Consider the following 12920-nt stretch of genomic DNA (forward strand, 5'->3'; position numbering starts at 1 on the left):
GCGCGCTGATGAGACCGGTCACACGGTGTCGGAACCCGCTGGATGCGCGGTTCGACGCCGAATCGTTATCTCAGAGAGCGCTCTATCGCAGTCGTTGTGATTTCATCGATCTTGTGGAAAGGTTTCCCTCCGTGGGAACCCGCCCACACGAAACCGGTGATCCGCTCGGAGTTCCTCCAGGCGTCACCATCACCAGCATCCGAGTCGTCGCGACACCCGCTTCGAGCCGCCACAGCCCTCCGGTCACCCGGATGGGTGCCGCTCGCGGCGATGCCAGCGGATCGAAGCTGATCCACCACTCAATGAGGAGGAAGTATGCGGTCATCCCTGCACCGCCGTATCACCGTCCCGGTCGCCGTCCTGGCAGCCGCCGGAATCGCGCTCTCTGGCTGCTCGAGCAGCAGTGACCCCAACGACCCCAACGCCGGCGGCGGCAGCGGAGCCGGGACCGTCGGCACCGCCGACGGCGTCGTCAACGTCTACGGCACCATCAACGGCGATGAGGCCACCCTTCTCGAGCAGTCCTGGGCGGACTGGGAGGAGGAGTCGGGCATCGACATCAAGTACACCGGCGACAAGGAGTTCGAGAAGCAGATCGGCATCAAGGTCCAGGGTGGAGACACCCCCGACCTCGCGATCTTCCCGCAGCCCGGTCTGCTCGCCGACACCGTCGCCTCCGGCAAGGTGCAGGAGCTCCCCGAGGGCGCGCTCAAGAACGTCCAGGACAACTGGTCCGAGGACTGGCAGAAGTACGGCCAGGTCGACGGCACCCAGTACGGCGCACCGCTGATGGCGAGCGTCAAGGGCTACATCTGGTACTCGCCGAAGAAGTTCGCCGAGTGGGGCGTCTCGGTTCCCAAGACCTGGGACGAGATGGAAACGCTCGGCAAGACGATCGCCGAGAAGACGGGCGGACCGTCCTGGTGCGCGGGCTTCAACTCCGGTGAGGCGTCCGGCTGGCCGGGCACCGACTGGATCGAGGACGCCGTCCTCCGCGAGGCCGGCCCCGACGTCTACGACTCCTGGGTCGCGGGTGACACCGAGTTCACCGACCCGAAGATCAAGGAGGCGTTCGACTCCGTCGGCTCGATCCTCCTCGACCCGACCCTGGTCAACGCCGGCTACGGCGACGTCTCGTCGATCAACTCCACGGCGTTCGGCGACGTCGCGCAGAACGTGGCGAACGGCACCTGCGCGCTGACCCACCAGGCGTCCTTCTTCGAGGGCTTCCTGATCTCGGCCGGCGCCACGGTGGCCGAGGACGGCGACGTCTGGGCCTTCCTGACCCCGCCGACCAACGCCGACGACCCCCAGGCCGTCACCGGTGGTGGCGAGATGGTCGCCGCCTTCTCGAACGACGAGGACACCGCGAAGGTCCAGGAGTACCTGGCCAGCGCTGACTGGGCCAACAGCCGCGTCAAGCTCGGTGGAGTCATCTCGGCCAACAAGGGCCTCGACGCCGCGAACGCCGGCAGCGACATCCTGAAGGACTCGATCGGCATCCTGCAGAGCGAGGACACCACGTTCCGCTTCGACGGATCGGACCTCATGCCGAAGTCCGTGGGCGCCGACAGCTTCTGGAAGGGCATGGTCGACTGGATCGACGGATCGAGCACCGACCAGGTGCTCGAGGAGATCCAGGCCGGATACACCTCCTAGCAGCCACGAGCACGAGGGCCGCCGCTCACTGGGCGGCGGCCCTCGTCCGATGTCCTGCTCCCGATGTCCGCCCGGCGGACCGCGGGTCTAGGCTTCACCTGAGTTCAGAGTCGCACTCGAAAGGGCGTCCATGTCCGCATTCTTCCAGTGGCTGGCGAGCATCCCCCCGCTCGCGCAGATCCCGCTCATCCTGATCGCCTTCGCGGCGGTCGTGGCGATCATCCTCTTCTTCGTCGAGGTCGCCCCGCGTCGCGGGACGGGCTACACGGTCCTCCGCCTCGCGGTCTCGGTCGTGATCCCGGTCGCCCTGCTCTTCGCGTTCGGCCTGTACAACTCCGTCATGTGGGTCGCGGTCGTCGCGGCCGTCCTCGGCGGCATCCTCTTCCTGCTCGACTTCCGCTCCCGCAAAGGCGCGGGGTACGCACTGCAGCTGATCGCCTTCATGGCGCCCGCCGCGTTCTTCATCCTCATCGGCCTGATCTACCCGACGATCACGACCGCGTTCAACGCGTTCATGAAGAACGACGGCTCGGGCTTCGCGGGCCTCGACAACTTCGTCTGGGTGTTCACGAGCCCCGACGGCGTCACCGCGTTCCTCAACACCGTGGTCTGGGTGCTGCTCGCGCCGATCACGGCGACGGCCATCGGCCTCGCCTACGCGGTGTTCATCGACAAGAGCCGCGGCGAGAAGTTCTTCAAGCTGCTGGTGTTCATGCCGATGGCGATCTCGTTCGTCGGCGCGTCGATCATCTTCAAGTTCTTCTACGACGTCCGCCAGGGCGAGCAGATCGGTGTCCTCAACGGCATCCTGACCGCGTTCGGCGCCACTCCGGTCGACTGGCTGGGGCTCGAGCCCTGGAACACGCTGTTCCTCGTGGTCGTGCTCATCTGGACGCAGGCCGGCTTCGCCATGACGGTCCTGTCGGCGGCGCTCAAGGGCGTGCCGGCCGAGCAGCTGGAGGCGGCGTCGCTCGACGGCACGAACGCCTGGCAGTCGTTCTGGAACGTCCAGGTCCCCGGCATCCGCTCCTCGATCGTCGTCGTGCTGACCACGATCTCGATCGCGTCGCTCAAGGTCTTCGACATCGTCTCGGCGATGACCGGCGGCCGCTCCGACACCACGGTCCTCGCGTTCGAGATGGTCCGTCAGTTCCAGCTCGGCGCCCGCAGCGGCTACAGCGCGGCCCTCGCGGTCATCCTGTTCCTGCTGGTCCTGCCGATCGTCGTCTACAACGCCCGCCAGCTCGCGAAGCAGAGGGAGATCCGATGACCGCCACACCCACCCCGATCCAGGTCCCGGTCGACCGCACCACCGAGCGTCGCCTGGCCCGTGGCGAGTCGAAGATCGAGGCCGCCAGCGGCAAGGTCAAGAAGGCCACCACCTCTCGCGGAGCGACGATCGCGGCGCTGATCATCGCGGTCATCTGGACCATTCCGACGCTCGGCCTGTTCATCTCGTCGTTCCGTCCTGCGAACGACATCAAGACCACCGGCTGGTGGACGGTCTTCGCGAACCCCGGGTTCACTCTCGACAACTACGTCAACGCCCTCAACTCGGGCGACAGCCTGACCCTGGGCAAGGCGTTCGTGAACTCGCTCGTGATCACGCTGCCCGCAGCGCTCATCCCGATCACGATCGCGAGCCTCGCCGCGTACGCCTTCGCGTGGATCGACTTCAAGGGCCGCAACACGCTCTTCGTCCTGGTGTTCTCGCTCCAGATCGTGCCGATCCAGATGGCCCTCGTGCCGCTGCTGCAGCTGTTCTCGGACGGCCTGCGCATCGGCAACCTCTACATCCTCCCGGGGCTGGGGGTGAACGGGTTGGACGGCTCGTACGCGAAGGTGTGGATCGCGCACACGATCTTCGCGCTGCCGCTCGCGATCTTCATGCTCCACAACTTCATCTCGGAGATCCCGGGAGAGGTCATCGAGGCGGCCCGCGTCGACGGCGCCGGACACGGGCAGATCTTCTTCCGGATCGTCCTGCCCCTCTCGGTCCCGGCGATCGCGTCCTTCGGCATCTTCCAGTTCCTCTGGGTCTGGAACGACCTGCTGGTGGCGACGGTGTTCACCTCCGGGCAGGGGCTGCCGATCACGAAGGCACTGCAGGACCTCTCGGGGTCGTACGGGCAGTCGTGGGAGCTCCTCACGGCCGGCGCGTTCATCTCGATCATCGTCCCGCTCATCGTCTTCTTCAGCCTCCAGAGGTTCTTCGTCCGCGGCCTCCTGGCCGGCGCGACCAAGGGCTGACGGTCGTCAGATCCGCTTCTCCGGCCCGGTGGTCCTGCTCTCAGGATCACCGGGCCGGCGTCGTTCTGCGGGCGCCCGCCCCAGCACATCTTCGCCGTGGGCGGAAGCCGCGGGTGGTGTCGGTGGGCGGGGTTAGGGTCGAGCGATGAGCAGGATGGGTGACGTCGCGGCAGGCGGCGGGATGCGCGGCGGAGCGGGGCGCGGCAGGATCTCGGGCGGCGACTCCGAGAGTCAGCGGCAGATGAACGCCGACGCCCCGCGCATCGACGGGCTGTTCCGCCGGATCGCCGAGCTGTTCCGCGACCACCGCTCCAAGCTGACCCTGACCGTCGCGCTCGTGCTCGTCGGCGCGGCACTGACGGTCGTTCCGCCCCTCCTCACCCAGCTCGCCTTCGACCGGGGGCTCTTCCCTCCGGGGGGCCGGCCGAACTTCCCCGTGCTGCTCGAGCTCGTCGGGATCATGGTGCTCGTCTGGGCGCTCTCGGCGGTCCTCGGCGTCTGGCAGACCTACCTCACGGCGACGGTCGGCAACACGGTGATGGGCGAGCTGCGCATCCGGCTGTTCCGGCACCTCCAGGCGATGGAGCTCGGCTTCTTCACCCGCACCCGCACCGGAGTCATCCAGTCGCGCCTCGCGAACGACGTCGGCGGCGTGGCGAGCGTGCTGACGAACACCGTCTCGAGTGTGCTCGGCAACACCGTCACGGTGATCGCGGCCGTCGTGGCGATGCTGCTGCTCTCGTGGCAGATGACGATCGTCGCTCTCGTGCTCACCCCCGTCCTCGTGATCGCGCAGCGCCGCGTCGGTCAGGTGCGCGCCCGCATCGCGACGAAGACGCAGGAGTCGCTGTCCGAGATGACGGCGATCACGCAGGAGACCCTGAGCGTCTCGGGCATCCTCCTCGCCAAGAGCTTCGGTCGGCAGGAGTCGGAGGTGACCCGCTACGCCGACGAGAACGGCCGCCAGATCGACCTGCAGGTGCGCCAGCAGATGTCGGGTCAGTGGTTCTTCGCGATGGTGCAGATCTTCCTCTCGGTGATCCCCGTCGTCGTCTACCTGGTCGCGGCGTGGCTCATCCTCGGCGGGACCACGGTGACGGCCGGCACCGTGGTCGCGTTCACCACGGTCCAGGCGCGGCTGATGTGGCCGTTGCTCGGCCTGATGCGCGTCGCGCTCGACCTTCAGACCGCCGGCGCCCTGTTCGCGCGCATCTTCGAGTACCTCGACCTGCGTCCGGCGATCGCCGACCGCGCCGGCGCGCGCGACGTCAGCGGCGAGCTCGGCCGGGTCGAGCTCGACGAGGTCGTGTTCCGCTACCCCGACCAGACCGACGAGGCGCGGCCGACCCTCGACCGGGTCTCGGTCTCGATCGCGCCGGGTCAGTTCGTCGCCTTCGTCGGGCCCTCCGGCGCCGGGAAGACGACCATCTCGTACCTCGTGCCGCGTCTCTACGACGTGACAGGAGGCTCCGTGCGGTTCGCCGGGACCGACGTGCGCGAGCTGCGGCAGGCCTCGCTCGTGTCGCACATCGGCATCGTCAGCCAGGAGACCTACCTCTTCCACGCCTCGATCGCCGACAACCTCCGCTACGCGCGTCCCGACGCGACGCAGGAGGAGCTCGAGGCGGCGGCGCGCTCGGCCAACATCCACGACACGATCGCCTCGTTCCCCGAGGGCTACGACACCCTCGTCGGCGAGCGCGGCTACCGGCTCTCGGGCGGCGAGAAGCAGCGGCTCGCGATCGCACGGGTGCTGCTGAAGGACCCGGCGGTGCTCATCCTCGACGAGGCGACCAGCGCCCTCGACACGGTCTCGGAGCGGATCGTGCAGACGGCGCTCGACGACGCCTCCCGCGGACGCACCACCATCGCGATCGCGCACCGCCTCTCGACGGTCGTGTCGGCCGACGTGATCCACGTCGTCGACGGCGGCCGCATCGTCGAATCGGGCACCCACGCCGAGCTCCTGCAGCGGGCCGGACTCTACGCCTCGCTGTACGCCCAGCAGGTCGAGACAGCCGTCGGCGCCTGAGTGGTCAGGACTCGCAGCCGACCCCGTCGCCGTCGCGGTCGAGCTTGCGGCTGTAGCCGGGATCTCCTGTGGTGATCGGTGCCGCTCCTGCGGCGCGGACCGCATCGCAGTTCGCGTAGTAGGCGGAGGATGCCGGAGCTGCGGCAGCGGGAGCGGCGGCGGCAGGCGCGACGTCGGCGACGGCCACGGGTGCCGCGGCACGGGTGGCGGCGGCCGCCTCGAGCTCCGAGATCCGCGCGTCACGTGCGGCGATCGTCGTCGCGGACGACGAGGCGTCAGTAGTGAGCGCGTCGACCTTCGACTGCAGCGCGACGACGGTCGCCTCGGCGGCGGCCAGGTCCTTCTCGGCAGCGAGTCGGGCCGTCTCGGATTCGTAGGCCGCCTCCGCCTGAGCGCCGAACGTCTCCTGCGACGCAACCAGCTCCGTCTGCACGGCGTCGAGCTGCTCCTGCACCTCGGCGGTACCGGACGCGCCGGCGCCGGTGCCCATCGCGGAGCCGAGCACCAGCGCGGTCGCGGACGCCGCGACGAGCATCCACAGCGGAACCACGCGGCGCTTCTTCGCGCCGGCGCTCTGCGTCGAGGGGAGCGGAGGCGGCCAGACGACGGAGTCGCGAGCAGTGGAGTCGGTCATGAGGAAGCCTCTCGAGATCGGGGAGCAGTCCGATCGCGGAGCACCGCGCACAGCTGAACCGCAGATGACGGCTCGAGCGAGGTGGTTCTACCTGGAAGAGGTCAGGCGGCGGGGCGGTCGGCGAGCATCTGCTCCATCAGGGAGATCTCGGCCTCCTGAGCCTTCACGACGGAGGTGGCGAAGTCCGTGGCGACGGTGACGCGGCTGCGGGCGAGGAGCGCCTCCGCCATGTCGATCGCCCCGCGGTGGTGGGTGATCATCAACTGCAGGAAGAGGCGGTCGAGGTCGCGACCGGAGGCGGCGGTCAGCTCGTCGATCTGATCCTGTGTCGCCAGGCCGGGCATGCTCGACGGCACGACGCCGTCCTCGGTGCCCATGCCCATCGACGAGTGCTCATCGGCGGCGCCGGCGAGCGTCGGGCGCCCCATCCAGGTCATCGACGGCTCCGGGGAGGCCTGCGGCAGGCCCCACGAGGTCAGCCAGCCGAAGAGCTGGCCCGATTGCTGCTGCTGGGTGAGCAGGATGTCCTTCGAGACGGTCAGCACCTCGTCGTCGGCACTGCGCTCGTGCGCGATCAGCGCGAGCTGGGCGCCCTGCAGGTGGTGGACCTGCATGTCGCGCGCGAAGCCCGCTTCGGCGCTGGTGCTCGAGGGGGTCGCGGCCTGCGAGAACGGGGCGATGGCGCCGAGGACGTAGCCGCCGGCCGTGCCCAGGAGCAGGGCGACGACGGCGACGGCCGCGAGGAGGAGTCGACCTCTGCTGCTCGCGGGGGCCATCACTGCTTGCCGGGGGCGTCGATGCCCCCGGTGCAGGGCGCGCCGGGCTCGGGCGCGGTGGACGACTGCCAGAAGCGCTCGATGAAAGCGTCGATGCGGGGGTCGTCGGGGGAGTCGATGGCGACCTGCGCATCCCAGGCGCTGAGGACGATCGGCGACTCGAGACCCTCGTAGGGCGAGACCACGGCGTAGGTGTCGGGCATCGCGGCGATCAGCGCGTCGACCTCGGCCTGCGGGAGCGAGGGGTCGTATGTGGCCCAGACGGCTCCGTGCTCGAGGTCGTGCACCGCGTTCTCGTTGGGGACGGGCTGGTCGTAGACGCCGCAGTTCATCCAGACGGAGTTGTGCGGGCCGCCCGCGGGCGGGGTCTGCGGGTAGTCGACCGTGCCGGCGACGTGGGTCGCATCGTTCTCGAAGGTCTGCAGGCCGTCGATCTGCCGCGCCTCGACGATCTGCTGGTTGCCGAAGACGGTGACGGCCACGATCGCGCCGACGGCCAGCACGCCGAGGGCGGAGAGCGACCAGATCCAGATGCGACCGCTCCGCTTGCGCTTCTCCTGCTCCCGGCGGTAGGCCTCGAGCTTCTCCTGGCGGGCGCGGTTCTTGGCGGACATCGTGTCTCTGGGCACGCGGCGTCTCTCGTTCTGGTCGCGGATGGCGCACCGGGATCGGCGCAGGCGCCCTGAGAGGCGCTCTCAGAGGATAACGAGACAGCCTCCGGATCGGATCAACGCCCGCCCCGAGCGGACCGACGCCGGGGTCAGGGGGCGAAGGTGAGCCAGAGGAGCAGGCCGTTCAGGACGATGAGGAAGGCGGCGGCGAGGGTCGCGCCGAGGGTGGTGAACCAGCGGTTGGCCTGGTCGCCCATCAGGCTGCGGTCACGGGTGAGGATCACCAGCGGCACCAGCGCGAACGGGATGCCGAACGACAGCACGACCTGGCTCAGCACGAGCGCCCGCGTCGGGTCGAAGCCGATCGCCAGCACGATGAGGGCCGGGATCAGCGTGACGAGGCGCCGCGCGACCAGCGGTACCCGGACGTGCAGCAGCCCGTGCATGATCTCGGCTCCGGCGTAGGCGCCGACCGAGGTCGAAGCCAGTCCGGAGGCGAGCAGGCCGACCGCGAACAGCGTCGCCACCACGGGGCCGAGAGCGGCTCCGATCGCGGCGTGCGCGCCCTCGAGGCTGTCGGTGCCCGCGACACCCGAGAGCGAGTGCGCGGCGAGGAGGAGGATCGCGAGGTTCACGGTGCCCGCGATCGCGAGCGCGATGGTGACGTCGATCCGCGTGGCGACGAGGATCCTCCGCCGGGCCCCGACGCCGTCGATACGGCCGAACCGGTCACGGGCGAGGGCCGAGTGCGCGTAGATCGCGTGCGGCATGACGGTCGCGCCGAGGATCGACGCGGCGAGGAGCACCGACTCCGAGCCCTCGAACCGCGGGACGAGGCCGGCGACGGTGGAGCCGGCATCGGGCGGGTCGACGACCACGCCCACGGTGAAGCCGATGGCGATGAGGACCATGAGCAGTGTGATGACGCGCTCGAACGGCTGCGCGCCTCCGCGGGTCTGCACGAGGAGGAGGGCGAGCGACACCGCCCCGGTCACGAGGCCGCCCACGAGCAGCGGCAGGCCGAAGAGCAGGTTGAGCGCGATCGCGCCGCCGATCACCTCGGCGAGGTCGGTGGCCATCGCGACGGTCTCGGCCTGCAGCCAGTACGCCCGCCGTCCCCACCGGCCGCGGAGGCGCTCGCCGAGCAGCTCGGGCAGGCTCCTGCCCGTCATCAGGCCGAGCTTGGCCGAGAGGTACTGGATCAGCCACGCCATCAGGTTGCCGAGGACGACCACCCAGACCAGCAGATAGCCGAAGCGGGCGCCCGCCGTCATATTGCTGGCGACGTTGCCCGGATCGAGGTAGGCGACTCCGGCGACCATCGCCGGGCCGAGCAGGCGCAGGAGGTGCACATCGGCCGGACGCCGCGGCGGTGCGGCGATCGGTGAGGTCATTCGGGGTCCGTTCCGTTCTCAGCGGCAGCGCTCGCGGACCCCCACGATAGGGCACTCAGGATCGCGGCGACAGCACCTCGCGGGACCCGGCCGAAGCTGTGCTCAGCGCTCCCGTCATACGCTCTGAACCGGTTGGTACCCTGGCCGTATGACCCTCGATCGCGCCCTGCCAGCACGCCCGGAGACCGGGATGGCCTACGCCGATTCGGTGCTCGACCTGATCGGCGACACCCCGCTGGTCAAGCTCGGACCGACCGCCTCGGGGGTGCAGGCGACCGTCCTGGTCAAAGTGGAGTACCTCAACCCCGGCGGCTCGTCGAAGGACCGCATCGCGACCCGCATCATCGACGCGGCCGAGCGCGACGGTCTGCTGAAGCCCGGCGGCACGATCGTCGAGCCCACGAGCGGCAACACCGGCATCGGCCTCGCGCTCGTCGCGCAGCAGCGCGGCTACCGCTGCGTCTTCGTGCTGCCCGACAAGGTCGGCGAGGACAAGCGCAATGTGCTGACGGCCTACGGGGCCGAGATCGTCGTCACGCCGACGGCCGTCGCCCCCGACGACCCGGACTCCTACTACTCCGTCTCGGACCGTCTCGCCCGCGAGATCCCCGGCGCGTTCAAGCCCAACCAGTACGCGAACCTGAACGGTCCGCTCAGCCACTACGAGACCACGGGGCCCGAGATCTGGCGCGACACCGCCGGGCGCCTGACCCACTTCGTCGCGGGCGTCGGCACCGGCGGAACGATCAGCGGAGTCGGGCGCTACCTCAAGGAGGTCTCGGACGGCCGCGTGCAGATCGTCGGCGCCGACCCCGAGGGCTCGGTCTACTCGGGCGGTGGCGGCCGGCCCTACCTGACGGAGGGCGTCGGCGAGGACTTCTGGCCCAGCGCCTACGACCCGAGTGTCGTCGACCGCATCATCGCCTCCAGCGACGCGGAGTCGTTCGCCATGACCCGGCGGCTCGCCCGCGAGGAGGGGCTGCTCGTCGGCGGCTCGAGCGGCCTGGCCGTCTCGGTCGCGCTCAAGGCGGCGGCCGACCTGGGCCCTGACGACGTCGTCGTCGTGCTGCTGCCCGACGGCGGGCGCGGCTACCTCGGCAAGATCTTCAACGACCGGTGGATGCGCTCCTACGGCTTCCTCGAGCGGCCGGAGGAGGGCACCGTCCGCGACGTCCTCCGCGCGCGGGCCGCGAATCCGCAGATCGGCGAGCTGCCCGCGCTCGTCCACGCGCACCCGAGCGACACCGTGCGCGACGCGATCGAGATCATGACCACGTACGGGGTCTCGCAGCTGCCGGTGCTGAGCGCCGAGCCGCCCGTCGTGATGGGCGAGGTCGTCGGAGCGGTCGACGAGCGCGAGCTGCTCGATCGCGTGTTCAGCGGGAAGGCGGCGATGACCGATCCGCTCGGCGCCTCCTCGGGCGACTCGCTGCCCCTGATCGGACTCGGCGAGAGCATCTCGGCGGCGCGCACGGCGCTCACCGAGGTCAGCGCCCTGCTCGTCACCGACGAGGGCAAGCCGGTCGCCGTGATCACCCGGCAGGACCTGCTCTCGTACGCCTCCGCCTGACCGGCGCCCTTCCTCCTCACCCCCTACCCGGAAAGCACGCAGCCATGCCCAAGAAGCAGCACTTCGACACCCGCGCCATCCACGCCGGTCAGGAGTTCGACCCGACGACCGGCGCGGTCGTCCCGCCCGTCTACATGACCTCGACGTTCGTCCAGGACGGGATCGGCGGTTTCCGCGGCGGCTACGAGTACGCGCGCTCGGCGAACCCGACCCGCGACTCGCTGCAGGAGCTGATCGCCTCGCTCGAGGGCGCCGACGTCGCCTACTCCTTCTCCTCCGGTCTCGCCGCCGAGGACACGCTGCTGCGCGCCGCGCTCGCTCCCGGCGACCACATCGTGCTCGGCAACGACGCGTACGGCGGCAGCCACCGTCTGATCGACCGCGTCCACGGGGCGTGGGGGATCCGCAACACCGCCGTCGACATGTCGAACCTGCGCGAGGTGCAGCACGCGATCATCCCCGGCGAGACCAAGATGCTCTGGGTCGAGACGCCGTCGAACCCGCTGATGACCGTCAGCGACATCGCGGAGCTGGCCGACCTGGCCCACGCGCACGACCTGATCGTGGTCGTCGACAACACCTTCGCCTCCTCCGCTCTGCAGCAGCCGCTCGCGCTCGGCGCCGACGTGGTCGTGCACTCGACGACCAAGTACCTGGGCGGGCACTCCGACGTCGTGGGCGGCGCGCTGGCGCTGCGGGCCGGGAAGCTGGCCGAGAAGATCGGCTTCCTCCAGTTCGCCGTCGGCGCGATCTCGGGGCCGATGGACGCGTGGCTGACCGTCCGCGGTATCAAGACCCTCTCGGTGCGGATGGAGCGGCACTCGAAGAACGCCCTCGCGGTCGCGGAGTACCTCGTGGAGCACCCGGCGGTCACGGCCGTCTACTACCCGGGGCTGCCGAGCCACCCGGGGCACGAGCTGGCCAAGCGCCAGATGTCGGGCTTCGGCGGGATGCTGTCGGTCGAGCTGGCGACGCCGCGGGCGGCACGCAGGTTCGCGGAGTCGACGAAGCTGTTCCAGCTCGCCGAGTCGCTCGGCGGCGTGGAGTCGCTGATCGGGTATCCGAGCGAGATGACGCACGCCTCGGTGAAGGGCACGCCGCTCGAGGTGTCGGAGTCGCTGGTGCGCCTGTCGGTCGGCCTCGAGGACGCGGACGACCTGATCGCGGACCTCGCGGCGGCGCTGCCGAAGAAGTAGCGGAGGCGCGTGTCCTGATCCCGGCGCGATGTGGCAGTTCTTCGCGGGACGCGGTGATTCTGCCACTGCCAGGATCGGGGCATGACCTCCTCCGCGCGCCGTCTCGTCGATCTCAGCCACACCGTCGCGGACGGCCTGGTGACCTACCCGGGTCTGCCCGCGCCGCGCATCCGCCCGCATCTCACCCGGCAGGCGTCGCGCGCCGCCTACGCGCCCGGCACCGAGTTCGCGATGGACGTCATCGAGATGCTCGGCAACACCGGCACGTACCTCGACAGCCCGTACCACCGCTACGAGGGCGGTCGTGATCTGGCCGACCTCGAGCTGGAGACGCTCGTCGACCTGCCGGCGGTCGTCGTCGATGCGCGCCGGAGCGACCGGGCGATCGGCGCGGAGGCGTTCGCGGGGCTCGATGTCCGCGGCTGCGCGGTGCTGCTCTCGACGGGCTGGGACGCGCACTTCGCGACCCCGGCCTACGGCCACGGCGCCCCGTACCTGACGGAGGACGGGGCGGCGGCGCTCGTGTCGGCGGGCGCCGTGCTCGTCGGCATCGACTCGCTCAACATCGACGACACCGAGGCGGGCGGCGCGCGGCCCGCGCACAGCCTCCTCCTCGGCGCCGGAGTGCACGTGGTCGAGCACCTGACCGGGCTCGAGGGGCTGCCGCCCACCGGCGCGCGCTTCACGGCGGTCCCGCCCAAGGTGCGCGGGTTCGGGACCTTCCCGGTGCGCGCGTATGCGACGGTCGACGCCGACTGAGCGACACCGGGCGTCCAGGGCGTCCTGACTATCCTGGAT

General features: G+C 70.0%; 11 protein-coding genes. 7 read left to right on the forward strand and 4 right to left on the reverse strand.

The annotated features are described in order from the left end of the window. Positions 1-315 precede the first annotated feature (315 nt). The 4 genes from ASG06_RS10250 (at position 316) to ASG06_RS10265 (ending at position 5941) form a co-directional block, all read left to right on the forward strand. Positions 316-1659 carry an ABC transporter substrate-binding protein gene (locus tag ASG06_RS10250; protein WP_056041679.1) on the forward strand — a complete coding sequence of 448 codons (1344 nt, stop codon included), beginning with the start codon at positions 316-318 and terminating at the stop codon, positions 1657-1659. 130 nt (positions 1660-1789) lie between these two features. Then, positions 1790-2929 (forward strand): carbohydrate ABC transporter permease, encoded by a 1140-nt coding sequence (locus ASG06_RS10255; protein WP_056041681.1) that lies wholly within the window; start codon positions 1790-1792, stop codon positions 2927-2929. Beyond that, positions 2926-3909, forward strand: coding sequence for a carbohydrate ABC transporter permease (locus tag ASG06_RS10260; RefSeq protein WP_056041683.1), 984 nt, complete (start codon positions 2926-2928; stop codon positions 3907-3909). Before ASG06_RS10255 ends, ASG06_RS10260 begins: the two co-directional genes overlap by 4 nt. Positions 3910-4063: 154 nt before the next feature. Beyond that, a complete protein-coding gene (locus ASG06_RS10265; protein ID WP_056041685.1) occupies positions 4064-5941 on the forward strand; it encodes an ABC transporter ATP-binding protein in 1878 nt (625 codons plus the stop codon). Between the two features lie 4 nt (positions 5942-5945). On the opposite strand, the gene ASG06_RS20490 is transcribed toward ASG06_RS10265, so the two are convergent. The 4 genes from ASG06_RS20490 to ASG06_RS10285 form a co-directional block, all read right to left on the reverse strand. After that, positions 5946-6575 (reverse strand): excalibur calcium-binding domain-containing protein, encoded by a 630-nt coding sequence (locus ASG06_RS20490; protein WP_056041687.1) that lies wholly within the window; start codon positions 6573-6575, stop codon positions 5946-5948. Positions 6576-6676: 101 nt separating this feature from the next. Next, the gene (locus ASG06_RS10275) at positions 6677-7351 is read right to left on the reverse strand and encodes a DUF305 domain-containing protein (RefSeq protein ID WP_056041689.1); all 675 of its coding nucleotides are present in this window, start codon (positions 7349-7351) and stop codon (positions 6677-6679) included. Beyond that, on the reverse strand, positions 7351-7980 hold the full coding sequence (locus ASG06_RS10280; protein ID WP_231727675.1) for a DUF3105 domain-containing protein: 630 nt from the start codon (positions 7978-7980) through the stop codon (positions 7351-7353). The genes ASG06_RS10275 and ASG06_RS10280 overlap by 1 nt, the downstream gene beginning before the upstream one ends. A gap of 131 nt (positions 7981-8111) precedes the next feature. Next, entirely contained in the window at positions 8112-9356 is a 1245-nt protein-coding gene (locus ASG06_RS10285) for an Nramp family divalent metal transporter (protein WP_056041693.1), read from the reverse strand. A 190-nt stretch (positions 9357-9546) separates the two neighbouring features. Here ASG06_RS10285 and ASG06_RS10290 point away from each other — a divergent pair, with 190 nt between their 5' ends. The 3 genes from ASG06_RS10290 (at position 9547) to ASG06_RS10300 (ending at position 12881) form a co-directional block, all read left to right on the forward strand. Then, a complete protein-coding gene (locus ASG06_RS10290; RefSeq protein WP_056041695.1) occupies positions 9547-10926 on the forward strand; it encodes a cystathionine beta-synthase in 1380 nt (459 codons plus the stop codon). Between the two features lie 44 nt (positions 10927-10970). Then, positions 10971-12122 carry a cystathionine gamma-synthase gene (locus tag ASG06_RS10295; RefSeq protein ID WP_056041696.1) on the forward strand — a complete coding sequence of 384 codons (1152 nt, stop codon included), beginning with the start codon at positions 10971-10973 and terminating at the stop codon, positions 12120-12122. Positions 12123-12203: 81 nt separating this feature from the next. Continuing rightward, a complete protein-coding gene (locus tag ASG06_RS10300; RefSeq protein WP_056041698.1) occupies positions 12204-12881 on the forward strand; it encodes a cyclase family protein in 678 nt (225 codons plus the stop codon). Positions 12882-12920 lie beyond the last annotated feature (39 nt).

The sequence above is a fragment of the Rathayibacter sp. Leaf185 genome, assembly GCF_001423885.1.
Taxonomy (GTDB): domain Bacteria; phylum Actinomycetota; class Actinomycetes; order Actinomycetales; family Microbacteriaceae; genus Rathayibacter.